The sequence below is a fragment of the Luteimonas sp. A534 genome (genome assembly GCF_054072805.1).
This window is the reverse complement of sequence record NZ_JBSVRR010000002.1, coordinates 503,241-528,039: the sequence shown is the minus strand read 5'-3', so window position 1 is coordinate 528,039 and position 24,799 is coordinate 503,241. Positions and strand designations below refer to the sequence as shown.

Annotated in this window: 25 protein-coding genes; 17 read left to right on the top strand and 8 right to left on the bottom strand. The window is 70.1% G+C overall.

All coding sequences use genetic code 11. From position 1 onward, the window contains the following. Nucleotides 1–5 precede the first annotated feature (5 nt). Together ACW5F0_RS07110 and ACW5F0_RS07105 are read right to left on the bottom strand one after the other, a co-directional pair. Nucleotides 6–368 (bottom strand): hypothetical protein, encoded by a 363-nt coding sequence (locus ACW5F0_RS07110; protein WP_456965658.1) that lies wholly within the window; start codon nucleotides 366–368, stop codon nucleotides 6–8. Nucleotides 369–393: 25 nt separating this feature from the next. Next, nucleotides 394–1,842 (bottom strand): Do family serine endopeptidase, encoded by a 1,449-nt coding sequence (locus ACW5F0_RS07105; protein ID WP_456999384.1) that lies wholly within the window; start codon nucleotides 1,840–1,842, stop codon nucleotides 394–396. Nucleotides 1,843–2,350: 508 nt separating this feature from the next. Between ACW5F0_RS07105 and ACW5F0_RS07100 the strand changes: the two genes are divergently transcribed. The 3 genes from ACW5F0_RS07100 (at nucleotide 2,351) to ACW5F0_RS07090 (ending at nucleotide 6,009) form a co-directional block, all read left to right on the top strand. After that, nucleotides 2,351–4,510: an adenosylcobalamin-dependent ribonucleoside-diphosphate reductase gene (locus ACW5F0_RS07100; protein ID WP_456999383.1), complete on the top strand. Its 2,160-nt coding sequence runs from the start codon at nucleotides 2,351–2,353 to the stop codon at nucleotides 4,508–4,510. Between the two features lie 58 nt (nucleotides 4,511–4,568). Further along, the gene (locus ACW5F0_RS07095) at nucleotides 4,569–5,129 is read left to right on the top strand and encodes a histidine biosynthesis protein HisIE (RefSeq protein ID WP_456999382.1); all 561 of its coding nucleotides are present in this window, start codon (nucleotides 4,569–4,571) and stop codon (nucleotides 5,127–5,129) included. Nucleotides 5,130–5,193: 64 nt separating this feature from the next. After that, nucleotides 5,194–6,009, top strand: a complete 816-nt coding sequence (locus tag ACW5F0_RS07090; RefSeq protein WP_456999381.1) for a TSCPD domain-containing protein — start codon at nucleotides 5,194–5,196, stop codon at nucleotides 6,007–6,009. 10 nt (nucleotides 6,010–6,019) lie between these two features. Here the strand turns inward: ACW5F0_RS07090 and ACW5F0_RS07085 are convergent, their stop codons facing one another. Continuing rightward, nucleotides 6,020–7,960, bottom strand: coding sequence for a pyridoxal phosphate-dependent decarboxylase family protein (locus ACW5F0_RS07085; RefSeq protein ID WP_456965663.1), 1,941 nt, complete (start codon nucleotides 7,958–7,960; stop codon nucleotides 6,020–6,022). Between the two features lie 160 nt (nucleotides 7,961–8,120). Here ACW5F0_RS07085 and ACW5F0_RS07080 point away from each other — a divergent pair, with 160 nt between their 5' ends. The 3 genes from ACW5F0_RS07080 (at nucleotide 8,121) to ACW5F0_RS07070 (ending at nucleotide 10,664) form a co-directional block, all read left to right on the top strand. Continuing rightward, nucleotides 8,121–9,212 carry a hypothetical protein gene (locus tag ACW5F0_RS07080; protein WP_456999380.1) on the top strand — a complete coding sequence of 364 codons (1,092 nt, stop codon included), beginning with the start codon at nucleotides 8,121–8,123 and terminating at the stop codon, nucleotides 9,210–9,212. A gap of 89 nt (nucleotides 9,213–9,301) precedes the next feature. After that, the gene (locus tag ACW5F0_RS07075) at nucleotides 9,302–10,168 is read left to right on the top strand and encodes an EcsC family protein (protein ID WP_456965665.1); all 867 of its coding nucleotides are present in this window, start codon (nucleotides 9,302–9,304) and stop codon (nucleotides 10,166–10,168) included. A gap of 31 nt (nucleotides 10,169–10,199) precedes the next feature. Continuing rightward, nucleotides 10,200–10,664 carry a YbjN domain-containing protein gene (locus tag ACW5F0_RS07070; RefSeq protein WP_456965666.1) on the top strand — a complete coding sequence of 155 codons (465 nt, stop codon included), beginning with the start codon at nucleotides 10,200–10,202 and terminating at the stop codon, nucleotides 10,662–10,664. A 30-nt stretch (nucleotides 10,665–10,694) separates the two neighbouring features. Here the strand turns inward: ACW5F0_RS07070 and ACW5F0_RS07065 are convergent, their stop codons facing one another. Then, nucleotides 10,695–10,967, bottom strand: a complete 273-nt coding sequence (locus ACW5F0_RS07065; RefSeq protein ID WP_456965667.1) for a hypothetical protein — start codon at nucleotides 10,965–10,967, stop codon at nucleotides 10,695–10,697. A 54-nt stretch (nucleotides 10,968–11,021) separates the two neighbouring features. On the opposite strand from ACW5F0_RS07065, the gene ACW5F0_RS07060 reads away from it, so the two are divergent. Next, the gene (locus ACW5F0_RS07060; RefSeq protein WP_456999379.1) at nucleotides 11,022–11,444 is read left to right on the top strand and encodes a hypothetical protein; all 423 of its coding nucleotides are present in this window, start codon (nucleotides 11,022–11,024) and stop codon (nucleotides 11,442–11,444) included. Here the strand turns inward: ACW5F0_RS07060 and ACW5F0_RS07055 are convergent, their stop codons facing one another. Then, nucleotides 11,445–12,638 (bottom strand): PQQ-dependent sugar dehydrogenase, encoded by a 1,194-nt coding sequence (locus ACW5F0_RS07055; protein ID WP_456999378.1) that lies wholly within the window; start codon nucleotides 12,636–12,638, stop codon nucleotides 11,445–11,447. A gap of 229 nt (nucleotides 12,639–12,867) precedes the next feature. Between ACW5F0_RS07055 and ACW5F0_RS07050 the strand changes: the two genes are divergently transcribed. The 10 genes from ACW5F0_RS07050 (at nucleotide 12,868) to ACW5F0_RS07005 (ending at nucleotide 22,343) form a co-directional block, all read left to right on the top strand. Further along, nucleotides 12,868–13,269: an EF-hand domain-containing protein gene (locus ACW5F0_RS07050; RefSeq protein WP_456999377.1), complete on the top strand. Its 402-nt coding sequence runs from the start codon at nucleotides 12,868–12,870 to the stop codon at nucleotides 13,267–13,269. Nucleotides 13,270–13,352: 83 nt separating this feature from the next. Beyond that, nucleotides 13,353–14,066 carry an HAD family hydrolase gene (locus ACW5F0_RS07045; protein WP_456965671.1) on the top strand — a complete coding sequence of 238 codons (714 nt, stop codon included), beginning with the start codon at nucleotides 13,353–13,355 and terminating at the stop codon, nucleotides 14,064–14,066. An 88-nt stretch (nucleotides 14,067–14,154) separates the two neighbouring features. Beyond that, a complete protein-coding gene (locus ACW5F0_RS07040; RefSeq protein WP_456965672.1) occupies nucleotides 14,155–14,586 on the top strand; it encodes a copper resistance protein NlpE N-terminal domain-containing protein in 432 nt (143 codons plus the stop codon). 17 nt (nucleotides 14,587–14,603) lie between these two features. After that, the gene (locus ACW5F0_RS07035) at nucleotides 14,604–15,059 is read left to right on the top strand and encodes a hypothetical protein (RefSeq protein WP_456999376.1); all 456 of its coding nucleotides are present in this window, start codon (nucleotides 14,604–14,606) and stop codon (nucleotides 15,057–15,059) included. A gap of 52 nt (nucleotides 15,060–15,111) precedes the next feature. After that, the gene (locus ACW5F0_RS07030; RefSeq protein ID WP_456999374.1) at nucleotides 15,112–17,424 is read left to right on the top strand and encodes a heavy metal translocating P-type ATPase; all 2,313 of its coding nucleotides are present in this window, start codon (nucleotides 15,112–15,114) and stop codon (nucleotides 17,422–17,424) included. Next, nucleotides 17,421–17,828, top strand: coding sequence for a Cu(I)-responsive transcriptional regulator (gene cueR, locus ACW5F0_RS07025; RefSeq protein ID WP_456999372.1), 408 nt, complete (start codon nucleotides 17,421–17,423; stop codon nucleotides 17,826–17,828). Before ACW5F0_RS07030 ends, cueR begins: the two co-directional genes overlap by 4 nt. 132 nt (nucleotides 17,829–17,960) lie before the next feature. Further along, the gene (locus ACW5F0_RS07020; RefSeq protein WP_456999371.1) at nucleotides 17,961–19,517 is read left to right on the top strand and encodes an efflux transporter outer membrane subunit; all 1,557 of its coding nucleotides are present in this window, start codon (nucleotides 17,961–17,963) and stop codon (nucleotides 19,515–19,517) included. Nucleotides 19,518–19,537: 20 nt separating this feature from the next. Next, nucleotides 19,538–20,746 carry an HlyD family secretion protein gene (locus ACW5F0_RS07015; protein WP_456999370.1) on the top strand — a complete coding sequence of 403 codons (1,209 nt, stop codon included), beginning with the start codon at nucleotides 19,538–19,540 and terminating at the stop codon, nucleotides 20,744–20,746. Continuing rightward, entirely contained in the window at nucleotides 20,743–21,795 is a 1,053-nt protein-coding gene (locus ACW5F0_RS07010) for a DUF2955 domain-containing protein (RefSeq protein ID WP_456965678.1), read from the top strand. Before ACW5F0_RS07015 ends, ACW5F0_RS07010 begins: the two co-directional genes overlap by 4 nt. Before the next feature lie 44 nt (nucleotides 21,796–21,839). Continuing rightward, nucleotides 21,840–22,343: a hypothetical protein gene (locus ACW5F0_RS07005; protein WP_456965679.1), complete on the top strand. Its 504-nt coding sequence runs from the start codon at nucleotides 21,840–21,842 to the stop codon at nucleotides 22,341–22,343. A 21-nt stretch (nucleotides 22,344–22,364) separates the two neighbouring features. On the opposite strand, the gene ACW5F0_RS07000 is transcribed toward ACW5F0_RS07005, so the two are convergent. From ACW5F0_RS07000 to ACW5F0_RS06990, 3 genes are all read right to left on the bottom strand, one after another. Further along, nucleotides 22,365–23,513, bottom strand: a complete 1,149-nt coding sequence (locus ACW5F0_RS07000; RefSeq protein ID WP_456999369.1) for an AI-2E family transporter — start codon at nucleotides 23,511–23,513, stop codon at nucleotides 22,365–22,367. Nucleotides 23,514–23,523: 10 nt separating this feature from the next. After that, nucleotides 23,524–23,919 carry a response regulator transcription factor gene (locus tag ACW5F0_RS06995; protein WP_456965745.1) on the bottom strand — a complete coding sequence of 132 codons (396 nt, stop codon included), beginning with the start codon at nucleotides 23,917–23,919 and terminating at the stop codon, nucleotides 23,524–23,526. Nucleotides 23,920–24,019: 100 nt separating this feature from the next. Beyond that, nucleotides 24,020–24,634, bottom strand: a complete 615-nt coding sequence (locus ACW5F0_RS06990) for a response regulator transcription factor (RefSeq protein WP_456999368.1) — start codon at nucleotides 24,632–24,634, stop codon at nucleotides 24,020–24,022. Nucleotides 24,635–24,799: the final 165 nt, after the last annotated feature.

Below are 24,799 nucleotides of genomic sequence, written 5' to 3'. Positions count from 1 at the left end.
GCCGCTTACTTGTCGCCGCTGCGCGCGAGCTTGGCGATGATCCAGCCGGCCGCGAAGGCCGCGCCGAAGGATGCGATCGGGCGTTCGCGGATCAGGTCGGCGGCGCTGTCGATCAGGTCACGGCCCTTCTCCATGAGCTGGTCGACCTGCTCGCTGCCGGCACCGGCGGCCTGTTCCAGCGCGGACAGGCCGGCGATCGCGCCGTCGGCAAGGTCGGCCTTCAAGTGGGCCTTGCCCAAGCGCATTTCCTCGCCCGCGGCCGCGGCTGCACCGCGCACGGCGTCGGCGGTGTCGACGGCGGCCTGCTTCAGGTGTCCGCCGGCCTCGGACAGGTTGGACTTCATGTTGTCGGTGTGGGTGGGGCTCATTGCGGTCTCCTTGCTTGGGGGCGGGTCATTTCATCAACAGGGTGCCTTGTCCGCGGCCCCGTTGGATGTGAAGGGCCAGTTGCTCAGGTGCCTCTGACAGCGCAGCGCGCAGTGCGGACAGGTCGCCGGCGCGCGCGTTGCCGGCGCCGAGCACGATGTCGCCGGCGCGCAATCCGCTGCGCGCCGCGCGGCTGTCGCGTGCGACGTCCTCCACCAGCACGCCCGACACGCCGCTGCGCCGCAAGGCCTCGGGCAGCTCGGCGAAGCTGGCGCCCGACAGGCGTGGATCGAGCTGTTGGCCGGCCAGTACCCGCGGCTGCTCGCGCAGGGTGGCCTGCACCTGCACCGGCTTGCCGTCGCGGCGCACGTCGAGGGTGACGCGCGCGTTCGCCGGCTGCAGGCCCTGGAAGTTGCGCAGGGACTCGCCGTCGGCGATGCGCTCGCCGTTGGCGGCCACGATCACGTCGCCGGGGCGCAGGCCGGCATTGGCGCCCGCGGAATCCGCGTGGACGCGGGTCACCACCGCGCCGTGGCTCCCGGCCGCGAGCCCGAGGCTGGCGGCCAGGCGGTCGTCGAGGTCCTGGGTGTCGATCCCGAGCGTGCCGCGGCGCACTTCGCCGGTGGCAGCAAGCTGCTGCATCACGCCGCGCGCAAGGTTCGCGGGGATGGCGAAGCCCAGGCCGATGTTGCCGGCCATGCTGCCGCGCGGGTTGAAGCTGGCGGTATTGATGCCGACCAGCTCGCCGCGGAGGTTCACCAGCGCGCCGCCGGAGTTGCCCGGGTTGATGCTGGCGTCGGTCTGGATGAAGTTCTGGTAGCCCACGCCGGGCACGTTGCTGCGGCCGACCGCGGACACGATGCCCGAGGTCACCGTCTGGCCGACGCCGAACGGGTTGCCGACCGCGACCACGAAGTCCCCCACCTGCAGCGCGCTGCTGTCGGCCAGCGCGATCGCCTGCAGCGGGGCGCCGTCGGCCGGCACCGGGATCTTCATCAGCGCGAGGTCGGTGTCGCCGTCGGAACCGACGAACTCGGCGGCCAGGGTGCGGCCGTCGGACAGGGTCACCGACACCTCGTCGGCGCCCTCGATGACGTGGTGGTTGGTGAGCACGTAGCCGCGCGCGGCGTCGACGATCACGCCCGAGCCCAGCGACTCGTTGATGCGCTCCTCGGGGATGCCGGGGAACATGCGGCGGAAGAAGGGATCGTTGGCGAACGGATTGTTGATGCGCACGCGCTGCTTGGTGTGCACGCTGACCACGGCCGGCGTGACCCGGCGCAGCATCGGCGCCAGGGAAGGCAGGGCCTGGCCATCGATGGTGGCCGGCAGCGCCGCCACCATGGGCACGGCTGCGGCCGGCGCGGGCTCGGCGCGGGCCGGTACCTGCAGGCCGTCGCGGATCAAGGTTGCGGCGAATCCGCCGAAGGCGGCGGCAAGCGTCAGTGCGAGGAGGGTCCGGGTCGATTGCTTCATCGGCATGGTGCGGAAGGGAAACCCTTGCCAGTTTCGATGGAGGTCATGGAATCGCGCCTGAAACGCAGCGGTCGCGACGCGGTGCGCGCTGCGCCCGCCGGGTCCGGGGTTGCCTAACTTACCGTATCCGCATGGTGGTGATGCCGACGCTGCCGGCTTGCCGATGCCAAACGCGCGCATCTGCGGCGTGCCACGGGATCGGTTGACTTGGCTGCCGCCCGCGAGTAGCGTCAACTTTCCACTTGCCACTACATCTTGGGGTGGGCATAGTGTCATCGGCCCAAGTGGTGGGGTTTGGCCCATTCATTCCATCCGCGGCGGCGGGAGGTACTGGCGCATGCAGGATGTGACAGGGGACACGCAAAAAACGACATGAGCCACGGTGCGCGAATGCGCGCGGCGTGGCTTCGCCATCGGCGCGATCAGCCCCTCGGGGTGCGCCGGGCATGACAGGACAACGACACCCGGTTCGCACGCGGACGGGCAGGATCAAGGAGATGGAAGCAGCATGAGTACGGTTCGCCTGGAAGCTGTGAGGAACACGATGGCTGGCACCGACCAGGACATCCCGATGCAGCCGGCCTCGGTCGACATCTGGGACAAGAAATATCGCCTGAAGACCAAGCAGGGCGACGCGCTGGATGCCGACATCGACGGCACCTGCCAGCGTGTCGCGCGCGCGCTGTCCGAGGCCGAGACCACGGCCGAGAAGCGCAAGTACTGGAACGAGCGCTTCCTCTGGGCGCTGCGCCGCGGGGCGATCCCCGCCGGCCGCATCACGTCCAACGCCGGCGCGCTGGAACACAAGCCCGCCACCAGCACCATCAACTGCACCGTCAGCGGCACCATCCTCGACTCCATGGACGGCATCCTGGAGAAGGTCCACGAGGCCGGCCTGACGCTGAAGGCCGGCTGCGGCATCGGCTACGAGTTCTCGACGCTGCGCCCGCGCGGTGCCTTCGTCGCCGGCGCCGGCGCCTACACCTCGGGGCCGATGTCGTTCATGGATATCTACGACAAGATGTGCTTCACCGTGTCGTCGGCCGGCGGCCGTCGCGGCGCGCAGATGGGCACCTTCGATGTCAGCCACCCCGACGTGCGCGACTTCATCCGCGCCAAGCGCGAGGACGGGCGCCTGCGCCAGTTCAACCTGTCGCTGCTGGTCACCGACGGCTTCATCGATGCGGTGAAGTCCGACGGCGACTGGCCGCTGGTGTTCCCGATCAACGAGAAGGAGCAGGGCGACATCGATCTCGCCGATCCGGGCGCGGTGGAGTGGCGCGACTGGCCGCAGCACCAGGGCTACATCGTGCGCGACGACGGCCTGGTGGCCTGCAAGGTGTACGGCAAGGTCCGCGCGCGGCACCTGTGGGACATGATCATGGTGTCCACCTACGACTATGCCGAGCCGGGCTTCATCCTGATCGACCGCGTCAACGAGATGAACAACAACTGGTGGTGCGAGACCATCCGCGCCACCAACCCCTGCGGCGAGCAGCCGCTGCCGCCCTACGGCGCCTGCCTGCTGGGCTCGGTCAACCTGACCAAGTTCGTGCGCGACCCCTTCACCGACCAGGCCGAGTTCGACTGGGAGGAATACAAGGAAGTGGTGCGCGTGTTCACCCGCATGCTCGACAACGTGGTCGAGGTCAACGGCCTGCCGCTGCAGCAGCAACGCGATGAGATCATGCGCAAGCGCCGGCACGGCATGGGCTTCCTGGGCCTGGGTTCGACCGTGACCATGCTGAAGATGAAGTACGGCTCGAAGGAGAGCTGCGACTTCACCGACCGCGTCGCCCGCGAGATGGCCGTCGCTGGCTGGGAAACCGGGCTGACGCTGGCGCAGGAGAAGGGCCCGGCGCCGATCATGGAAGAGCGCTTCGAAGTCACCGCCGAGATGCTGCGCAAGCGCCCGGAGATGGTCGCCGACGGCTGGAAGCTCGGCCAGGAGATCCCCGGCAAGGTCCTGCACGCGCGGTATTCGCGCTACATGCAGCGCATCGCCGGCGTCGCCCCGGAACTGGTCGAACAGCTGGCGGAGACCGGCGCGCGCTTCACCCACCACAGCTCGATCGCGCCCACCGGCACCATCAGCCTGTCGCTGGCCAACAACGCCTCCAACGGCATCGAGCCGTCGTTCGCGCACCACTACAGCCGCAACGTGATCCGCGAGGGCAAGAAGTCGAAGGAAAAGGTGGACGTGTTCTCCTTCGAGCTGCTGGCCTACCGCCACCTGGTCAATGCCGGCGCGATGCCGTTCAGCGACGACCCCGCCACCCGGCTGCCGGACTACTTCATCTCCGCCGACGACATCAACCCGAAGGAGCACGTCGACGTGCAGGCCGCGGCGCAGAAATGGGTCGACTCGTCGATCTCCAAGACCGCGAACGTCCCGACCGACTACCCCTACGAGGACTTCAAGGACATCTACCTGTATGCCCACGCGCAGGGCCTGAAGGGTTGCACCACCTTCCGCTTCAACCCGGCCGCCTTCCAGGGCGTGCTGGTGAAGGAATCCGACCTTGCCGGCACCACCTACCGCTTCGAGCTCGAGGACGGGACCACGGTGGAGGCCAGGGGCAACGAGGAGATCGAGTACGACGGCGAGACCCACACCGCCGCCAACCTGTTCGACGCCCTGAAAGAGGGTTACTACGGAAAGTTCTGAGCGCGTTACATTCCGCCTGCGGGCGCCCCGCCCGCGACATGACGACGAGGCAAACACAATGAGCAACGGCAATGGGGTCGCGGCGACCCTCGGCACGGCCGCCGAGGTCGTCGCCGACAAGGCGAAGGCTGTCGGCGGTGCGGTGTCCAAGCGTGCGTCGACCGTGGTGAAGCAGGCGAAGACGGCGGCCGGCAAGGCCGAGGACGCGGTGGTGAAGTCGGCTGCGAAGGCGAAGACGGCGGTCGCCAAGCGTACCGGCACGGCCAGGAAGGCCGTGGCCAAGCGCGTTGCCGGGGCGAAGCAGTCACTGGCCGCCACCAGCGCAGGCGCCAAGGCCGAGGCGGCCGCGCTCACGCGCAAGCGCGCGGCAAAGAAGGTCGCGAAGAAGGCCGCCAGCAAGGCGGCCGCGAAGAAGGCCGTGGCGAAGAAGACCGTCGCCAGCAAGTCGGTCGCCCGCAAGGTCGCGGCAAAGAAGCCCGTCGTGAAGAAGGCGGCGGTGAAGAAGGTGACTGCCCGCAAGGCGGCCGCGAAGAAGGCGCCCGCGAAGGCGGCAGTGAAGAAGGCGCCCGCCCGCAAGGCGGCGCCGCGGAAGGCGGCATCGAAGGCCGCAGGCAAGTAATCCGCCCGGCCTCCCCCGTGCCCCGGGGGAGGCCGGGCATCCACGAACAGCAGGAAAACGCGTCATGGCCGTCAAGATCCAGAAGAAAATCACCGGTTACTCCGTCGCCACCGCCGAGAGCGGGGACAAGGCAGCGCCTGCCAAGGCCGCAGCCAGCGATGCGCAGGGCACGCCCGCGGTCCGCCCGACGGCCGAAGTCATCCACATGCACGAGCGCATCGAGCGCCCGGAAGTGCTGATCGGCAGCACGTTCAAGATCAAGTCGCCGCTGGTGGAACACGCCATGTACGTGACCATCAACGACATCGTGCTCAATGCCGGCACCGAGCACGAGCTGCGGCGCCCGTTCGAGATCTTCATCAACTCGAAGTCGATGGACCATTTCCAGTGGATCGTCGCGCTGACCCGCATCATGTCGGCGGTGTTCCGCAAGGGCGGCGACGTCACCTTCCTGATCGAGGAAATGAAGTCGGTGTTCGACCCGCGCGGCGGCTACTTCAAGGCCGGCGGCGTGTACATGCCCTCGCTGGTGGCGGAGCTCGGCGCGATCGTCGAGGAGCACCTGAAGTCGATCGGCATGCTCCACGATCCGGACATGAGCCCGGAGCGGCGCGCGCTGATCGAGGAAAAGCGCCGCGAGTACGAGGCACGCTCAAAAAAAAACGCTGATACCGACGTAGCCGCCGCCGATGCCGGTCCGGTAGGCAGCCTGTTCGCGGACCAGGGTCGCGATGGCAGCGGCGAGGACGTGGCGGTCACCGGCGATGGCACCAGTTTCCCGCCCTCGGCCACCATGTGCCACAAGTGCAGCACCAAGGCCGTGGTGGTCATGGACGGCTGCGCGACCTGCCTGAACTGCGGCTACTCCAAGTGCGGGTGAGGCGGGTGTTTCAGGCACGGACCGCCTGTGCGCCGGGAGCCAGCGCCGCGGACACCAGCCGCTCCAGGTAGTCGAAGTAGCCGCGGATGTAGCCGCCGTCGGCGCAGCCGGCGTCGAGCAGGAAGGGATTCATCAGCGTGTGGCGCAGGACCACGATGCGATCGTGGTCTTCGCTGCCTTCGTCCAGGTCGCCGGACTCGAATCCCAGCGCCTGCAGCACGCGCGCGGTGTCGACAGCGCCCATGGCCTCGGGCCGCAGCGTGGTCATCGAGCCAAAGTATTCCCCGCGCTGCGTCGCTTGCCCGGGATCGGCGCGCAGTGCCCGGTGCAGCCCGCGCATGAAGCGGTTCATGCGCGCGACGTCGTGGTTGCCGCGGGGGTTCATCGCCAGGCAGACCAGGTTGCAGTCGGGTTCGAAGGGCAGCACGGCGGTGGCCAGCGCTGCGATGCGTTCGATGAAACCCCGTGCCTCGGCCATGAACGCCTCGGCCGCGAGGATGCCCTGCGCCGGCAGGCGGCCGAAGTGTTCATGGTCCAGCGGCAGCACGCGGTGGGTGACGTAGACCGCGGCGGCGTTGGCGCCGGGCTTGGAACCCTCGGGGATGTAGCGACCGAGCTGGCGGTGGCGCTGGAAATAGCCGGTGTCCGGCGCGTCGTCGAAGACGTAGTCGGCGTCCTCGGCCAACAGCCCGATCGCGCGCTGGTCGCGGCACAGGAAGGCACCGGCGCCGTAGGGCAGGTAGCCGAGCTTGTGCGGATCGATGGTGACCGAGTCCATGCGCGGGATCGCGGCGAAGGCGGCGTGTACCTCGGGGTGCGGAAACGACTGGAACCCGGCGGCGACGTCGTCGCGCGGGCGCAGGCGGCCGTCGGGCTCGCGGAACAGCGCCGCCAGGTAGCCGCCCCAGGCGGCATCCAGATGCAGGGACAGGCCCAGGCCTCGCGCCTGCATGCGCGCGCGCGCGTCGGCCAGGCGGTCGATCGGGTCGATGGTGCCGAACTCGGTGCTGCCGAGTACGCCCACCGCCATCAGCACCGGCTCCCGCAGCCGCAGGCACGCCTGGAGTGCCTCCTCCAGCGCATCCACATCCAGGCGCATCGCCCGACCGGGGATCAGTTCCAGCTGTGCGCGCCCCAGGCCGAGCATCTTCATGCCCTTGCTCCACGAATAGTGCGCGGTGGCGGGAGCGAACACCCGCGGCGACGACAGTTCCGGGTGGCGTTCGAGGAAGCCGGCCAGGCCCAGGGTCTCGATGCGCTGCGCGTCGACACGACGCTGCCAGGCCTGGCGCTCGCGCGGCTGCAGGGCGTCGCGCCAGGCGCACCACTGCGCGAACAGCGCGGTGCCCGCGTCCGGCCCGGTGTTGAAGGCCTCCCAGTCATCGTCGGGAACCTCGGGCAGCGGCACCGCCGCCGCACGCAGCGCCACCGGGAAGGCCTTCAGCGCCAGCGCCAGGCGCAGCCCCTGGACGTTGGCCAGGGTGCCGCCCGAGGTGAGGTGGCCGAAGGCGCAGTCGTCGCGCGCGGGATCGGCCGGGTAGCCGATCATCGCCGCAAGCTGCAGCCCGGCCTTCAGTTCCAGGTCGATGGTGATCGGGGCCGCATCGGCACTGACGTTGTTGGGGTTGTAGGGGAGCGCCAGCATCTGCGCGGCCAGGCCCGGGATCAGCAGGTCGCTGACCATGTGGCCCATGTAGCGCGGGCTGTGGAAGGGCACGCTGCGCTTGAGCGCCGCCGACAGCAGGTGCAGTTCGCGGCGCAGGCGCGATTCGAAGGCGATGTAGTCGGGCCGGCGGTTGGCGCCGGTGGGGATCGCCGGGAGGTCTTCGGGATGCAGGTTGCGCCGCCAGTACACGTGGTCGCGCAGGAACTCGACCATGAGTGATTCAAGCAGCGCGTCGTTCTCGCCGTAGGGGCCGAGGAAGCAGGGATACAGGGCAGGCTGGTTCACGACGGCGGCTCGCGGCTGCGACTGGGTGTCCAGCCTGAGCGCGACGGACCGCCAGCGCCTTGAGCAGGGTCAAGCGCGGCGCGGTCCCGTCCATCCGTGCTTCGCGTAGGATTGCCGCGATGGCGCCGGGGGGCGCGGCGCGGGGAGCGCAATGGGGATCGTGAAATGTCTTGGCGTGGCGACGTTGCTGCTGGCGGCGGCGTCCGTGCCGGCGGCCGAGAAGAATGTCGCCCGGGACCCGGCGGCTGCTGCGCCCCGCGCCGACGTGATCAGCCTGGTGCTGCCGTGGCGCGAAGGCGTCGAGCTGCGCTATGCGACCGAGGACTACGACGACGACCGCGATGCCGACGGCCGCGAGCGCACGCGCGTGACCTCGATTGAAACCGTCCGCATCACCGAGGCGCGCGACGACGGGTTCCTGCAGGCATGGTCGTTCGCGGACAGCCGCTATGAGGTGCTGGAAGGCGAGCCCGATGGTGCCCACGTCATCGAGGGCATGCTCGAGTCGCTGGGCGACCTGGTGCTGGAGATCGAGCTCGACGCCGCCGGGAGTTTCGCCGGCATCCGCAATCTGTCGCTGGTCGCCGAACGCATGCGGCCGGTCATGGAGACGGCCCTGCTGGCCGGCTTCGAGGCCGGGCTGGCCTCCGCCGAAGGTGACGACGCCGCCGATGCGGACGCGCTGGCGAAGGCGCGCGCCACGGGCGCGCCCCAGGTGCAGGCGATCATCGAGCAGCTGATGGCGCCCGACATGTTGCAGATGCTGCTGTCGGAAGATGCCGTGCAGTACAACGACTTCGTGGGCGTGGAGCTCGAGGAAGGCCGCCGCTACGAGGTCGATGTCGAACTCGACCATCCCCTGGGCGAGGGCATGCTGCCCGCGCGCGTGGCCCTGGTGCTTCATGTCCACGACCGCGATTCGGACGACGTGCACCTGGAGTGGACCACGCACCTGGATCGGGAGAAGGCGGCCGAACTCGCGATCGCCGTGGCCGAGAAGATGTTCGACGCGGACATCCCGGCCGAAGCGCGCGAGCAGGTGCTGGCCGAGCTGTCGATAGTCAAAGCCGGTGCCGCGCTGTTCCGGCATTCGACGGGGGTCGTCGAGATGCTGGAGATCACGCAAACGGTGCGCGCCGGCGACGAACTCAAGGTCAAGCGCAGGCGCATGCGCCTGCTCGACGGCGACCATGACCATCAGTGGCCGGACGACGGTCCGCCAACGCCCGGCAAGGATCCCGACGCCGGCTGAAACCAGGGCCGGGCGCGATGCGCAACGCCGCCGCCGCTGCAAATCGCGCGTTGTCGCGAGGGCGACATCGCCTGCGCTAACGTGCGCCCATGCCACCGTCCCTCCCGACCCACATCCCCACGCCGCCCGTGGCGCTTGATGCCGCAGCGCTGGGCGAGCTCAGGCAGGCCTGCGACCTGCTGGAGAACCCCGGCATCGCCGCCCAGCTGGCCAATCTCGTCGGCGCGCCCCTCGAGTACGTGATGGCCAAGCGCTTGCCGGCGCCTGCGACGAAGCTCGTCAACGCGCTGGTGCGCAAGGCCCTGGAGCAGTCGCTGCGCGCGGCCATGGCGACGCTGGGCAAGGAAGCCGGGCCGCCTGCGCGCCCGCGTACCCACACCATCGTCGCCGCGGCCAGCGGCGCCGCCGGCGGCGCCTTCGGCCTCGCCGGCCTGGTGGTGGAGCTGCCGCTCACCACCACCCTGATCCTGCGCTCGATCGCCGAGATCGCGCGCGCCGAAGGCGAGCCGCTGGATGATCCGGCCACCACGCTGGGGTGCTTCGAAGTGCTGACCATGGGCGGGCGCGCCGGTGCCGACGACGGCGCCGAGTCGGGCTATTTCGCAGCCAGGGCCGTGCTCGCGCAGCAGGTGGCCGCGGCCGCCGAGTACGTGGCCGTGCACGGCCTGGTCGGCAAGGGCGGTCCACTGATCGTGCAGCTGCTGTCGGCGGTCGGGTCCAGGTTTTCGGTCAACGTCAGCCAGAAGGTGGCGCTGCAGGCGGTGCCGATCGTGGGCGCGGCCACCGGCGCCGCGCTCAACACCTTGTTCATGCGCCATTTCCAGGCCATGGCCCGCGGCCACTTCATCGTACGGCGCCTGGAGCGCAGCCATGGCGCGGACGCGGTGCGCCGGGCCTACGATGCACTCGCTGCCGCGGCCCGCAAAGGTGATCGCAACCCGCCTGCTTTCGGATAGCATTTGCCCCCTTACCAAGGGGGAATACACGATGCGCAAAGTGACCGCGGGCCTGCTGGCCCCGCTGCTGGCCCTGGCCGTCGCGCCGGCGCTCGCCGACACCGGCAAGGGCGTGACCGGCGACGAAGCCATGTCCGTGCTGCAGGCGATGGACCTGTCGCCGGAACTGCTCGAGGACAGCGTGGGTGATCCGAAGATCAAGTTCCTGGTCGACGGCCTGAACGCCTACATGAACTTCTACGACTGCGATGCCGGGCGCTGCGGCTCGTTGCAGCTCGAGATCGGGCTTGACCTGCCGAACGGCACCTCATTGCAGGTGGCCAACGTCTACAACACCCGTTACCGCTATGGCAGGGTGCTGCTGGATGACGAGATGGACCCGTTCTTCCAGTACGACTTCGAAGTGCTGCACGCGCGGCACGCCGATCACATCAAGAGCCAGGTCGAGATCTTCAGCCAGCTGCTGGGCGATTTCACGCAGGCCGTGGACTTCTGACCGGACGCGACGCATCCGGCGCCGCGAGGCTCAGGCCTGGCGCAGCGCCGGGAACTGCGCGGTCATGCGCGTTCCTTCGGCCAGGCCCCAGCGGATGGCGATGCGGCGCAGTCGCGCCTCGGTGCTGTCGCGCAGGTGCGGCGGTGACAGGCGCATGATCGCGTCGTGCCGTTCGGCCCAGGCGTTGGCATAGGCGAAGAGATCGCGGTACTTGAGCTGCAGGTCGGCCATCTCGCCTTCGAGCTCGGCAATGGCCTGCTCGAGTTCGGGTGGGCCGGGTGCATCGGAGGTGGTGCCGGGCATCGGTATCGCATCGAACGTGGTCGCCGTACTATGGCAGGTATGTGTTCAAAAACGATGAACAAGCGGGCGATCACGCGACGGGTCATGCCTTGTGCGCTCGCCCTGGCCTTGCCCCTGGTGCTGGCCGCCTGCGGCGGAGCGCCGCAGCAGCCGGAGGCCGCCGCGACGGTGACGCCGCCGCGGCTCGACTATCCGGGCAGGCACCGCATCCCGGTGCGCCTGGACATGCGCGCCACCGCCGACGGTGGTCGGGTGGTCGGGATCGCCGGCGCATGGCGCGGGCAATTCATCTTCGACGGGGGCGTTGACGTGCGCTGCGCCGTCGATGGCGGCGGCGTGGGAACGATCGAACCCGGCACCCGCCACGAGGTGCACCTGGTCTGCAGCGGCGCGGTGCGGCTGCCCGACGATGGCAGCCGCGGCTTCCGCGTTCTGGAGGACGGGCAGGAGATCGGTTCGGGCGCCGTCCTGCCCTGATCAGCCTTCGGTGGGCAGCAGCTTCAGCAGGCGGCCCTGGCCACCATCCTGGCCACCATCCTCGAGCAGCCACAGTCCCCCTTCGGGACCCTGCTCAACCGCGCGGATGCGATGGCCCATGTCGAAGCGTTCGGCTTCGCGTGCGCCGTCGCCATCGAATGCGACGCGCACCAGCGACTGCGACGACAGCCCGCCGATGAAGGCGCTGCCCTTCCACTCGGGGAACACGTCGCCGCTGTAGAACACCAGGCTCGAGGGCGAGATCACCGGCGTCCAGGTCACCGCGGGCGCAATGAATTCCGGCCGCGTGTCATGGTCGGGAATGGGGCGGCCGTCGTAGTGGTCGCCGTTGGAGACGATCGGGTAGCCGTAGTTGCCGCCGCGCTCGACGCGGTTGAATTCATCGCCGCCGGCCGGACCCATCTCCACGTCCCAGAGCTGCCCGCTGGCGTCGAAGCCGATGCCGAGCACGTTGCGGTGGCCAAGCGACCAGACTTCCGCGGCCACGCCGCCGTCGGCGGCGAAGGGATTGCCCGCGGCAGGGTGGCCGTCGTCTTCGAGGCGCAGGATCTTGCCCATGTTCGAAGCCATGTCCTGGGCCGGGTCGAACTTCTGGCGCTCGCTCGAGCTCAGCCACAGCTTGCCTTCGGCGTCGAAGGCCATGCGGTGGCCGTAGTGGCCGCGGCCGCTGACCTTGGGCACCTGGCGCCAGATGACCTCCAGGTTTTCCAGGCGGTCGCCGCCGTCCGCATCGAGCACGAGCTTCGCCCGGGCCAGTGCCGCGCCGCGGGTGTCGCCTTCGCCGGCTTCGGCGTAGCTGAGGTAGACGATGCCGTTGTCGGCGAAACCGGGGTGCGCAAGCACGTCGCCGAAGCCGCCCTGGCCACCGTAGTCGACCTCGGGCGCGCCGGCGATGTCGCGGGTGGCGCCGCTCTCGACGTCGACCAGCTTCAGCCGCCCCTTCTTCTCGGTGACGAGCAGGTGGCCGTCGGGAAGGAAGGTCATCGCCCAGGGTTCTTCGAAGGCCGCGATGACGTCGATCTCGAAGGGGCGGGCGTCGGTGCGGTCCGCAGCGGGCGCCGCGGCGGCTGCGGCTGCGTCGACGGATGGCTCCACCGTCGGGCGGGCATCGCCGCTGCAGGCGGTGGCGGCGAGGGCCAGCGCGGAGGCGGCAACCAGGGCGTGCAGTTTCATGATGTCGATCTCCGGACGGGCGGAGCGGCAGTATCGGGCAGGCCGCCGGCGCGTGCACGCGGTCATAAACGCAGGCGCGGCGGAAGTGGTTAAGGCCGCGTGCACGCGCGGATCGCGGGGTGCATGCGGTTAATGCGCGGCGGTGCAGGGTGTCGCCGCGGTCCGACACGTGTGGCCGCCACCCCTGAATCGAGCGGATGCCCCCGCATCCGCCAAGGAGAATCCCCTGATGAGCAATGCACGCACCCACCTCGCCGCCATCGCCGCCCTGGGCGCAGCGCTGGCCATGCCGCTGGCCATGGCCCAGAGCACGGTGCCCCCGGAAGTCCGCGATGCGCAGAAGGCCGCCTCGGAGCACGCCGCCTCGGAGCACGCCGCCACGGAGCACGCCGACACCGCTCATGCGCAGGACGCGACGCAGCCGGCCACGACCTCCGGCGCGCAGCCCGCTGCGCGCCAGCTTGGTTGGGCCGACGTCGATGCCGACGGCAACGGCACCATTTCGCGCGATGAGTCGGCCGCGCTGCCGGCGCTCGCCGCGGTGTTCGCCGAGGCCGATGCAGACGGCGACGGTGAGCTCACTGCCGAGGAGTACCGCGACCACGCTGCCAAGGCCGGCGGCGAGGGCTGATCGAAGGGCCGCGCCCGCCCCGGGCGCGGCCACGACATGCGCGGCGGCACCTGCCGCCGCGCTGTTTCACCGATAATCGTTCGATGGCCACTATCAGGATGGTCGGCTTCGATGCCGACGACACCCTCTGGCGCAGCCAGGACTGGTTCGACCAGGCCCAGCGCGACTTCGAGGCAATCATCGCCGGCTACGTCAACGGTGATGTCCGCACCAGCGAGCGCCTGTACGCCGTCGAGAAGGCCAATCTGGCCGTGTTCGGCTACGGCGTGAAGGGCATGGCCCTGTCGATGATCGAGGCCGCGATCGATATCACCGCGGGGCGGATCACTGCCGCCGACCTGCACCGCATCGTTGCGCTGGCCAAGGCGCTGCTGCGGCATCCGGTTGAACTGCTGCCGGGCATACGCGACGCCGTCGAAGCGGTCGCCGCCGAGGTGCCCGTGGTGCTGGTCACCAAGGGCGATCTGTTCCATCAAGAAGCCAAGGTCCGTGACTCGGGGCTGTCGGGCCTGTTCCGGCGCATCGAGATCGTCAGTGAAAAGGACGTGCCGACCTACCGCAGGTTGCTGGAGGAATTCGCGATCATGCCGGCGGAGTTCGTGATGGTGGGCAACTCGCTGCGCTCGGACATCGCGCCGGTGCTGGAGCTTGGCGGATGGGGCGTGCACGTGCCCTATCACCTCACCTGGGAACACGAGCGCGAAGCCGAGGTCACGGCCGGCAACGGCAGGCGCATGCGCACGATCGCGTCCGCGGCGGGATTGCCGGATGCGTTGCGTTCGATCCTGGCGGCCTAGTTGACGCGCAGCGTGTGCCGGTCGAGCGCCGGCGCCGGGCGAGGCCACCGGGCCTGCGTGCAGGCGCGCCCTGCGGCACAATCACGCCATGCCACGCGTCCATGCCATCGCGCTCGCGCTGCTGCTCGTCGGCCTGGTGGCGGGCTGCGCGCGCGACGGGGACCCGCAGCCCGCGCTCCCCGGCATCGACCCGGCGGGCCATGGCGCGGTCGAATGGCGCGGCAGCCTGCCCTGCGCGGACTGCGAAGCCATCGACACCAGGCTCGTGCTCGAGCGCCAGGATGGCGCGCAGCGCTACGAGCTGGTGGAGGTGTATGTTGCGGTCGAAGGCAGCGTGAGCTTCGAGGAGCGCGGCGAGTGGCAGCTCCACCACGCCCTGCTCAGCCTTGAGCCCGACACCGGCGGCCTGCGCCGCTACGCCCTGGTGCACGGCGGTGCGCTGCAGGTGCGCGACCTGCAGGGACGCACGTTCCCCGGCCGCGATGGCGACCTCCTGCAGCCACTCGGCCGGCAGCCCTGAACACGCAAGGTATCCACATGAACCATCGACTTTTCCTGCTGCTCGCCTGCCTGATCCTGCTGCTGGCGCCCGCCGCCGCGCAGGACCAGGCCGCGGCCTGGGAGCCGCGTACCGGCGACGCCGTCGTCGATGCCAGGCTGGCCGACCTCAACCGCTACGCCGCGCGCTATCCCGACGCCTTCATCGATGAGCTGGTGCGTTATTTCGATGCGCCGCGGCCGCTGCTGGAGGAGCTGCTTGGCAAGCCCGCGACGGTACCCGGCGACCTGTACTACGCCTGCGCCCTGGCGCGCGTTTCCGGGCGCCCCTGCCGGGGCGTGCTCGATGCCTGGCTCAGCGGGCACGAGGAAGGCTGGGAGGGTATCGCCCGCGATGTGGGCGTGGTGCCGGGTGACGTGCGCGCCAGGCGCCTGCGCGAGGGGATTGCGGAAAGCTATGCGCGCTGGGGGCGGCCGCTGCCCGACGGCAGCTGAGCGTCGTCGCCCGGCTTGACCTTCCAATGATGGGAAGGTCTAGGCTGTTCGCATGTTCAACGGCGACCAAGGCGAGGCCCCGCGGATGCGCGACTCCATCATCGAACTGACCGTGGAAGGCATGTCCTGCGCGTCCTGCGTGGGCCGCGTCGAGCGTGCGCTGCAGGCGGTGCCGGGGGTGTCCGCAGCCACCGTGAACCTCGCCACCGAGCGCGCCACCGTGCACGGTGCGGCCCCGGCCGACGTATTGCTTGCCGCGGTCGGCAAGGCCGGCTACACGGCGCGCGCGATCGATGTCGGCGCGCCCGCCGGCGATGACGAAGCCGCGGCCCGGCGCGAAGCCGAGCGTGTCGCGCTCGGACGCGACCTGCTGCTGGCCGTGGCGCTGGCGCTGCCGGTCTTCCTGCTCGAGATGGGTTCGCACCTGGTGCCGGCCGTGCACCACTGGGTCGGGCAGACGCTGGGCCTGCAGCGCAGCTGGATCCTGCAGTTCGCGCTGACCACGCTGGTGCTGGTGGTTCCGGGCCGGCGCTTCTACACCGCCGGCATCCCGGCGCTGCTGCGGATGGCGCCGGACATGAACTCGCTGGTGGCCGTGGGCACGCTGGCCGCCTGGGGCTATTCGGTGGTCGCCACCTTCGCGCCGCGCCTGCTGCCCGAGGGCACGGCCAACGTCTATTACGAAGCGGCGGCGGTGATCGTGGCCTTGGTCCTGCTCGGGCGCTGGCTGGAGGCGCGCGCCAAGGGCCGCACGTCGGAAGCGATCACGCGCCTGGTGGGACTGCAGCCGAAGGTCGCGCGGGTCGTGCGCGACGGCCGCGCGGTCGACATCCCGATCGGCGAGGTCGTGGATGGCGACCTGGTCGAGCTGCGGCCCGGCGAGCGCGTGCCGGTCGACGGCGAGGTCGTCGAAGGCAGTAGCTGGATCGATGAATCGATGATCACCGGTGAGCCGGTGCCCGTCGAAAAGTCCGCCGGCAGCGCCGTGGTCGGCGGCACGGTCAACCAGCAGGGCGCGCTGACCCTGCGCGCGACGGCCGTGGGCGCGCAGACGGTGCTGGCGCAGATCATCCGCCTGGTCGAGCAGGCCCAGGGCTCCAAGCTGCCGATCCAGGCGCTGGTGGACCGGGTCACGCTGTGGTTCGTGCCGGCGGTGATGGGCGCGGCGCTGCTGACCTTCATCGTGTGGATGGCTTTCGGGCCTTCACCGGCGCTGGGCTTCGCCCTGGTCAACGCCGTGGCCGTGCTGATCATCGCCTGCCCCTGCGCCATGGGCCTGGCGACGCCGACCTCGATCATGGTCGGCACCGGCCGCGGCGCCGAGCTGGGCGTGCTGTTCCGCAAGGGCGAGGCGCTGCAGCTGCTCAGGGATGCGCGCGTGGTGGCGGTGGACAAGACCGGCACGCTGACCGAGGGGCGGCCGAAGCTGACCGACCTGGACGTGTCGCAGGGCTTCGATCGTGCCGACGTGCTGCGGCTGGTGGCGGCGGTGGAGTCGCGCTCCGAGCATCCGATCGCGCGCGCCATCGTCGAGGCCGCCGAGGGCGAGGGCATCACGGTGCCGGCGCCGGCGGAGTTCACGTCCGTCACCGGCATGGGCGTGCGCGCCAGCATCGATGGCCGCCGCGTCGAGGTCGGTGCGGATCGCTACATGCGTTCGCTGGGCCTGGACGTGGATGCGTTCGACGACGTGGCCACCCGCCTGGCGGGCGAGGGCAAGTCGCCGCTGTACGCCGCCATCGACGGCCGGCTCGCCGCGATCATCGCGGTGGCCGATCCCATCAAGCGGGACACGCCCGCCGCCATCGCCGCGCTGCATGCGCTCGGCCTCAAGGTCGCCATGATCACCGGCGACAACGCACGCACCGCGCAGGCGATCGCCGCGCGCCTGGGCATCGACGAGGTGATCGCCGAAGTCCTGCCCGCGGGCAAGGTCGACGCGGTGCGCCGCCTCAAGGCCGAGCATGGTGGCGTGGCCTTCGTCGGCGACGGCATCAACGACGCCCCGGCGCTGGCCGAGGCCGACGTCGGCCTGGCCATCGGCACCGGCACCGATGTCGCGATGGAGGCCGCGGACGTTGTGCTGATGTCGGGCAGCCTGCAGGGCGTGCCCAATGCCATCGCCCTGTCGAAGGCGACCATCGGCAACATCCGCCAGAACCTGTTCTGGGCCTTCGCCTACAACACCGCGCTGATCCCGGTGGCGGCGGGCGTGCTGTATCCCGCGTTCGGGCTGCTGCTGTCGCCGATCCTCGCCGCCGGCGCGATGTCGCTGTCGAGCGTGTTCGTGCTCGGCAACGCGCTGCGCCTGCGCGGGTTCAAGCCGCCGCTGGCAAAGGACGCGGTGGCCGGGGGGCACGCATGAACATCGGCCAGGCATCCGCGGCCTCCGGCGTGTCCGCCAAGATGATCCGCTACTACGAAGACGCCGGCCTGGTCCCGCCGGCCGATCGCAGCGCGTCGGGCTACCGGATCTATGGCGATGCCGACGTGCACCGCCTGCGCTTCATCCGCCGCGCCCGCGACCTCGGCTTCCAGGTGGCCGAGATCGCCGACCTGCTCGGCCTGTGGAACGACCGCTCGCGCCGCAGCGCCGACGTGAAGCGCCTGGCGCAGGCGCACATCGCCGACCTCGAGGACCGGATCGCGAAGCTGCGGCAGATGGCCGACACCCTGCAGACCCTGAGCGACTGCTGCGCTGGCGATGGGCGCCCCGACTGCCCCATCCTCGCCGGCCTGGGCGAACCGGCCGCCCGGCCTCCGCTGTAGGAACAACTGCAGGCGCGACCGGCCGCGCCTCCGGCGATGCGGTAGGTACAAGGTGCGATGTTGGCGCCGAATTCGCCGTGCTATAGCTCCCCCGGTTGGGCTTTCGTTCCCTAGCCGATCAGGATCCGGGCCGTGACCGAACTGCAGACAGTGCCGCGGTGGGGTGTCGCAGCCGTGGCGGAACCCGTGGTCACGATGCCCCGCAGTGGCCGCTTCCGACTGTCGGGCAGCCTGACCCTCGCCATTCTCGTTTGCGGCAACGCCGGCTGCGTCCTCGGCCCGGACTATGTGCGGCCCAGCGTGGAGGTGCCGGAGGCCTGGCGCTTCGCGGCGGAGGCCGGATCCGCGTCGTCGCCGGGCGCGACGCTGGCGGACGTGCCGGCCTGGTGGCGCGGGTTTGGTGACAGTGCCCTCGACGCGCTGGTCGAGGAAGCCCTCGCCGCGAACCACGACCTGCGCATCGCCACGGCCCGGGTCGACGAGTTCGCCGCGCGCGTGGTCGCCACGCGCGCCCAGGGCCTGCCGCAGGCCGGCTACGGCGCCAGCGCCGGACGCCAGCGCGCGGGCTCCGCGGTCGGCGGCGACTACGCCGCGCTGCTGTCGGCCAGCTGGGAGCTCGACCTGTGGGGGCGCATCCGCCGCGAGGGCGAGGCCGCGCGCGCCAACCTGCTGGCGACCGAACAGGCGCGCCTCGGCGTGGCGCTGACCCTGGTGTCGGCGGTGGTCTCCGGCTACGTCACCCTGCTCGACCTCGATAAGCGCCTTGAGATCGCGCAGGCCACGCTCGAAGGCCGCAAGCACAACGTCGACGTGTTCCAGCTGCGGCTCGACGGTGGTGCGGTCTCGGATTTCGAAATGATGCAGGTGACGGCCGAGTACGAGACCGCCGTCGGCTCGATCCCGGAGCTCGAACAGGCGATCGCCCGGCAGGAGCATGCGCTGTCGATGCTGGTCGGGCGTAATCCCGGCCCGATCGCGCGCGGAGGCAGGCTGCAGGACCTGGCCGGACCACCGGTTCCGGCGGGGCTGCCCTCGGGGCTGATCGCCCGACGGCCCGACATCCTGCAGTCCGAGCAGCAGCTGATCGCCGCCAATGCGCTGGTCGGCGCCGCGCGCACGCTGTACTTCCCGAGTCTGTCGCTGACCGGTGCCGGCGGAAGCGCCAGCCGCGACCTCGACAACCTCTTCAGCGGACCCGCGCGCACCTGGTCGTTCGTGGGGCAGCTGTTCGGGCCGCTCTTCGCGGGCGGTGCCATCGATGCAGCCAACCAGCAGGCGGAAGCGCGCCGCGAGCAGGCGCTGGCGGCCTATGCGCAGACCATCCAGGGCGCCTTCCGCGATGTCGACGATGCGCTGGCCACGATCGGGGCCACGCGTGAGCAGCTCGCTTCGCTCGAACGTCGCGTGGCGGCGCTGCAGCGCGCGGTGGAGCTTGCGCGCGAGCGTTACGACAACGGCTATGCCGACTACCTCGATGTGCTGGACACCGAACGCAGCCTGTTCTCGGCGGAGCTGGCCTTGAGCACCACGCGCGGCGACGGCTATCGCTCCCTGGTCGACCTGTATCGCGCGCTGGGGGGTGACTGGATTGCGCCCGTCGCGCCGTTTCCAACAACGTGGAGCGAGCCTGCGATGGACGACATCGCCAACGCCGCGCGCCCGCCCGTGGCCGGGCATCCGCCCCGGTAACGCGACCGACGGACACGCCGATGCCGAACCCGCCCCACGCCGGACCCGTGACCGCCGCCTCCCCGGGTGACGCGACGCAGCCCAGGCCCGCGTCCCCACCGCCGCCCGCGTCCCCGCCACCGGCCGCGGCTCCGCAGCCCGATGCCACGGCGCGCAGCGCGCGGCGCGTCCGGCGGATCGTGCAGGTGACGCTGGCCGTGCTGTTCGCGCTGTTCGTCTACCACCTGTTCGCAGACCGGATCACGCCGTACACCTCGCAGGCCTCGATCGACACCTTCCTCGTGCAGATCGCGCCCGAGGTCAGCGGGCCGGTGGTCGCCGTGGGCGTGCGCGACAACCACGAGGTGGAGAAGGGGCAGGTGCTGTTCCGCATCGATCCCCTGCCATTCCAGATCGCGCTGCGCGCGGCGCAGGCCAACCTGGCCGCGGCGGAGCAGGGCGCGGATTCGTCCGCGGCCGACGTGCGCGTGGCCGATGCGCAGCTGCAGCGCCAGCGCGTCGACCTGGCCGCGAGCCAGGAGCTGGGCAAGATCGTGCTCGACCTTTCGGCCAAGCGCGCGCTGTCGGAGACCTCGGCGATCCGCGCCCGCGCCGACATCGCCAAGACCCGCGCCGAGACCAGCCGCGCGCAGGCCGAAGCCGAGCGCGCGCGCATCCGCCTCGGCGACGCCGGCAACGGCAACGTGCAGGTGCGGCAGGCCCTGGTGGCGATGGAGCAGGCCGAGCTCGAACTGCGCCACGCCACGGTGGTGGCGCCCGCCAACGGCGCGGTCACCAACCTGCGTCTCTCCGCGGGCCAGTTCGCGAGCCGCGGCCAACCGGTGATGAGTTTCGTCGCCGACGGCCCGCGCTGGGTGACCGCGGCGATGCGCGAGAACCAGCTGGGCAACATCGCCGCCGGCAACCGCGCCTACGTCGTGTTCGACGATCGGCCGGGCAGGGTGTTCGCCGCGCGCGTGGAAAGCGTCGGCTGGGGCATTGCGCAGGGCGGCGAGGCGCCGACCGGCCAGCTGCCCGAAGTGCCGGCGCCCAGCGGCTGGCTGCGCGAGCCGCAGCGCTTCCCGGTGCGCATCGTGCTGGATCCGCCTGCAGATGGCGTGCAGCCGCTGCCGCCCGGCCGCAGCGGCGCGCAGGCCAACGTGGTGGTGCTCACCCGCGAGCGTTCGCTGCTCAACCCGCTGTCGCGCGCCTGGATCTGGATGATCGCCAAGCTGAGCTACCTGCAATGAGCGCGCAGCCGGCCACTCCCAGGCCAGCCGAGCACGCCGATGCCAGGCTGCACGCGACGCTGCGCTTCGCGGTCGGGGTCACGGCCGCGTTCGTGGCCTGCGAGGCCCTGCAGTGGGCACCGTCGTTCCTCGCCCCCGTGCTCGCCGCGGTGCTGCTGGCCAACCTGCCGATGCGGCCGCCGCTGAAGCTGGCGCTGGTGCTGGTGGTGGCGATGGCGGCGGCGGCGCTGTTCGCATTCGTGATCGCCTCGCTGCTGCGCGGCACGCCCGTGGTGCTGTTCGGGCTGATTGCGCTGTGCATGTTCCTGGCGTTCCTGGCGATGCTCGGCGGCCGCCCGGCCTTGCCGTTCATGCTGCTGCTGATCTGCCTGGCGACCATTCCGGTCGTGGTGATGATCGCGCCCGCGGAGGCGGGCGCCTTCCCGGTGGCACTGGTACGGGGCATCGCGCTGGCGCTGGTGGTGATCGCCCTGGTCCACCTGCCCTGGCCGCGCTTGCCAGTACCGGTGCCAAAGCCGGCCGCGCGCGCCAGCACCGCGACGCCGCTGGCGCGCGCGCTGCTTTCGACCGCGGTGGTGATGCCGGTGATGCTGGTCTACCTGCTGTTCGGCCTGGCCGACGTGCTGCCTGTGCTGGTGGCGACGGTGATGCTGGTGGTCAATTTCGACCTGCAGTCCGGTCGCGCGCAGGCGCTGGGCATGGTGCTCGGCAACTTCGCCGGCGGCCTGCTCGGCCTTGTCCTGCACAGCCTGCTGCTGACCACGCCGAGCCTGCCGTTCCTCGCGATCCTGCTGTGCGTGGTGCTGCTGGGCTTCGGCCAGCGCATCGTCGCCGGCGGTCCGATGGGCGCCGTGGCGCTGGTCGCCTGCAATGCCATGTTGATCATTCTCGGCTCCGCGATCGCGTCGGGGCCGGGTTCGCTGTCGCTGTGGCTGGCGCGCCTGTCGCAGTTCGCGCTCGCCGGCGCCTTCGCGGTCGGGACGATGCACCTCGTCTGGTACCGCGCATTCCCGCTTCGTCCCGCACCGCCAGGATCCGTGATCCGCTGATCGGGATCCTCCACCGAGTCGCCGCAAACCCCGGAGAAGACGCCATGCATATCGATGCTAAAGCCGTTGCCTACGCTGCGCTCATGCCGGCCCTGGCGACCGCACCCACGAACCGGCAGCGTCTGTTCATGCGCTACTTCACCGCGATCCTGATCGACCTGGTCGTGCTCAACCTGTTCGTCGAATACTCGGACAAGGTGACGATCGACTCGTTCACCGTCTCGTTGCTGGCGGCGGTGCTGTTGCAGGCACTGCTGAAGCTGACAATCGCAGTCGAACATCGCGTCGCGGTGTTCTTCAACGCACGCGCCGGTGGCCTCATGCGGTTCCTGCGGTTCTTCTTCGCATGGTTGGTGCTGTTCGGGTCGAAGTTCGTGATCCTCGAGGCGCTCTCGCTGACGTTCGGCGACAGCGTCCGCTTCGACGGCAGGTTCCATGGGCTGGTGACGCTGATCGTGGTGATCGTGGTGATGCTGGTGAGCGAGGAAGCCATCGTCCGGCTCTATCGCAGCCTTGGCGTGCGGAGCCACCATGGTCATGGCGGATAGGCCGGACGAAGGCTTCCTCGCTCACTGGCATCGCCCACGGCCCAGGTCGGGACGGCAGGTGTCATTCTCCCGGATCAGGGCAGGGCGGGCCGGTTCGTCCTGCAGCGGCTCTTCGACCCACTGCCAGAACAGCTGGTAGGCGACCGCCAGCACCACGGGACCGATGAACAGGCCGATGATGCCGTTGGTGACCATCCCGCCCAGCGCGCCGACCAGGATCACCGGCATCGGCACCGCGACGCCGCGCCCCAGCAGCAGCGGCTTGAGCACGTTGTCGACGAGTCCCGCGACGAACACGTAGATCGAGAACACGATCGTCGCCACGCTGACGCCCTGGGTGACGATGACGAACACGATCACCGGCAGCGTCACCAGCGTCGCCGGGATCTGCATGATGCCCAGCAGGAGCACCGCGAGCGCCAGCAAGCCGGCGCCGGGGACGTCCATGAGCACGAAGCCGACGCCGATCAGCAGCATCTGGATGAAGGCGATGCCGACCACGCCCAGCGCCACCGCGCGGATGGTGGATGTGCAAAGTGCGGTGATCCCGGGGCCCCTGTCGGCGCCGAACACGCGCGAGGCGATCTGCACGGCGCTGCGATGGCCGTTCTGCGCGTAGGCCATGATGATGCCGGCGACGATCAGGGACGCGATGAACACCAGCAGGCCCATGCCCAGCGCCGCGAGCTTGCCAAGCAGGACCAGGCTGGTCTCCCTGAGCTGCGGCGCGAACTTCTGGGCCAGGCTGGTCAGGTCGTTTGCCGCCTGCAGCCACACGGCATGCAGGCGTCCACCGACCAGCGGCCAATCCGCGACCGACGGGGATGGCGGCGGGATATGGAAGCCGCCGTCCTTGACGACGGCGATCGCATGTTGCGCGGAACCGGCCAGCGAGATGCCCAGCAGGTAGATCGGGACCAGCAGCACGCCGAGCGCGAGCAGCACGATCACGGTGGCGGCGCGGCCATCCTTGTTGCCCAGCCTTCGCTTCAGGTTGCAGTCCAGCGGGTAGAAGGTGATCGCCAGGATCACCGCCCAGAGCAGGAGGTCGAGGAACGGACGGAAGATCCGGAAGCAGAAGACCGCCAGCGCGAACACCAGGCCGGCGCGGATGAGTACATCGAGCAGGTCGCGCGACAGCGCCTTCTCCGGCAGCGGCGAGGCGGGCATGGGGCATCTCCTACCGTTGGCCGCCCTGGTCCCGGCTGGTGACCCAGTGGATCGCGTCGAGCAAAGCCTGGTCGTCGACCGGTTTGCGCAGGAACATCCGTGCGCCCAGGTTGCGCGCCATGGAGCGCGTGTCCTCGTCGTCACGCGCGGACACGGTGATCACCGGCAGCTTCAGCTGGCGCGCCTTCAACTCCGCCTGCACCTGCATGCCGGTCATGCGCGGCATGGTGATATCGAGCAGGATGCAGGCATCCTCGCCGTCCACCACTTCGCCAAGGAACCGTTCGGCCGAGCCATAGGGGCGCGGATCCAGGCCGGCGGAGCGGAACAGCTTGGCGAAGCCCTCGCGGACGGCCTCATCGTCATCGACGATGTACACGATCACGGAGCGCCCGATGCCGGACATCTTGGCCACGTCGGAGGTCCTGTGGTCGCCGTACTGTGGCGACCTTAGCCCTGGGGCGACAGACGGAGAATGGGACCATGATCCCATCCGTTCGCGGCGCCTAGATCCCGACGCCGACCGCATCGCACAGCCGCACCAGCTGCGCGACCGACCGCACCTCCATCTTGCCCATGGCGCGGCCGCGGTGGACCTTGACGGTTTTCTCCGCGATGCCGAGATCGGCCGCGATCTGCTTGTTCAGGCGTCCTGCGATCACGTGGTCCATGACTTCGCGTTCGCGTGGCGACAGCCGGTCGAGCCGAAGGCTGATGCCGTCCAGGCGACCCTGCGCTTCGCGGGCTGTTCGATGGTCGGTGATGGCCTGCTCGATGGCCGGCACGAGCACGGCTTCATCGACGGGTTTTTCGAGGAAGTCGCGGGCACCCTGCTTCATCGCCCGCACGCCGATCGCGAGGGTCGACTGACCGGTCAGGTAGATCACCGGCAGCGTGTTGCCGTCCTCGCGCATCCGGTCGTGCAGCTCCGGCCCGGTCATCCCGGGCATGCTGACGTCCAGCAGGACACAGCCGTCGAGGTGGCCGGGCCGCTCCTCGAGGAATGCATCGGCGGTCGCATAGGCGCGCACGTCCCAGCCGATGGCGCGGAGCAGGCGCGACAAACCATCGCGCACGTCGGGATCGTCGTCGATTACGTAGACAGTGCCATGGGCGTCCATCGTCCATAAACCTGCTGGAGTCGCCATCCGCTGGCAACCGTTGCCCTGTGCGACGGGTATGCGCGCCCATGCGTCGCATTGCAAGCCGCCACGGCGGCCGGGGAGGCGCCCGTCCGATGGACGGCACCGCAGCGGCGTCCGCGCCGGCACCCGCGCAGGCGGGCA

What these genes read in the sequence shown, in the direction of transcription:
- ACW5F0_RS07110 (WP_456965658.1), bottom strand. Translation starts at nt 368, where the DNA reads ATGAGCCCCACCCACACCGACAACATGAAGTCCAACCTGTCCGAGGCC.
- ACW5F0_RS07105 (WP_456999384.1), bottom strand. Translation starts at nt 1,842, where the DNA reads ATGAAGCAATCGACCCGGACCCTCCTCGCACTGACGCTTGCCGCCGCC.
- ACW5F0_RS07100 (WP_456999383.1), top strand. Translation starts at nt 2,351, where the DNA reads ATGAGTACGGTTCGCCTGGAAGCTGTGAGGAACACGATGGCTGGCACC.
- ACW5F0_RS07095 (WP_456999382.1), top strand. Translation starts at nt 4,569, where the DNA reads ATGAGCAACGGCAATGGGGTCGCGGCGACCCTCGGCACGGCCGCCGAG.
- ACW5F0_RS07090 (WP_456999381.1), top strand. Translation starts at nt 5,194, where the DNA reads ATGGCCGTCAAGATCCAGAAGAAAATCACCGGTTACTCCGTCGCCACC.
- ACW5F0_RS07075 (WP_456965665.1), top strand. Translation starts at nt 9,302, where the DNA reads ATGCCACCGTCCCTCCCGACCCACATCCCCACGCCGCCCGTGGCGCTT.
- ACW5F0_RS07070 (WP_456965666.1), top strand. Translation starts at nt 10,200, where the DNA reads ATGCGCAAAGTGACCGCGGGCCTGCTGGCCCCGCTGCTGGCCCTGGCC.
- ACW5F0_RS07065 (WP_456965667.1), bottom strand. Translation starts at nt 10,967, where the DNA reads ATGCCCGGCACCACCTCCGATGCACCCGGCCCACCCGAACTCGAGCAG.
- ACW5F0_RS07060 (WP_456999379.1), top strand. Translation starts at nt 11,022, where the DNA reads ATGAACAAGCGGGCGATCACGCGACGGGTCATGCCTTGTGCGCTCGCC.
- ACW5F0_RS07055 (WP_456999378.1), bottom strand. Translation starts at nt 12,638, where the DNA reads ATGAAACTGCACGCCCTGGTTGCCGCCTCCGCGCTGGCCCTCGCCGCC.
- ACW5F0_RS07050 (WP_456999377.1), top strand. Translation starts at nt 12,868, where the DNA reads ATGAGCAATGCACGCACCCACCTCGCCGCCATCGCCGCCCTGGGCGCA.
- ACW5F0_RS07045 (WP_456965671.1), top strand. Translation starts at nt 13,353, where the DNA reads ATGGCCACTATCAGGATGGTCGGCTTCGATGCCGACGACACCCTCTGG.
- ACW5F0_RS07040 (WP_456965672.1), top strand. Translation starts at nt 14,155, where the DNA reads ATGCCACGCGTCCATGCCATCGCGCTCGCGCTGCTGCTCGTCGGCCTG.
- ACW5F0_RS07035 (WP_456999376.1), top strand. Translation starts at nt 14,604, where the DNA reads ATGAACCATCGACTTTTCCTGCTGCTCGCCTGCCTGATCCTGCTGCTG.
- ACW5F0_RS07030 (WP_456999374.1), top strand. Translation starts at nt 15,112, where the DNA reads ATGTTCAACGGCGACCAAGGCGAGGCCCCGCGGATGCGCGACTCCATC.
- cueR (WP_456999372.1), top strand. Translation starts at nt 17,421, where the DNA reads ATGAACATCGGCCAGGCATCCGCGGCCTCCGGCGTGTCCGCCAAGATG.
- ACW5F0_RS07015 (WP_456999370.1), top strand. Translation starts at nt 19,538, where the DNA reads ATGCCGAACCCGCCCCACGCCGGACCCGTGACCGCCGCCTCCCCGGGT.
- ACW5F0_RS07010 (WP_456965678.1), top strand. Translation starts at nt 20,743, where the DNA reads ATGAGCGCGCAGCCGGCCACTCCCAGGCCAGCCGAGCACGCCGATGCC.
- ACW5F0_RS07005 (WP_456965679.1), top strand. Translation starts at nt 21,840, where the DNA reads ATGCATATCGATGCTAAAGCCGTTGCCTACGCTGCGCTCATGCCGGCC.
- ACW5F0_RS07000 (WP_456999369.1), bottom strand. Translation starts at nt 23,513, where the DNA reads ATGCCCGCCTCGCCGCTGCCGGAGAAGGCGCTGTCGCGCGACCTGCTC.
- ACW5F0_RS06995 (WP_456965745.1), bottom strand. Translation starts at nt 23,919, where the DNA reads ATGTCCGGCATCGGGCGCTCCGTGATCGTGTACATCGTCGATGACGAT.
- ACW5F0_RS06990 (WP_456999368.1), bottom strand. Translation starts at nt 24,634, where the DNA reads ATGGACGCCCATGGCACTGTCTACGTAATCGACGACGATCCCGACGTG.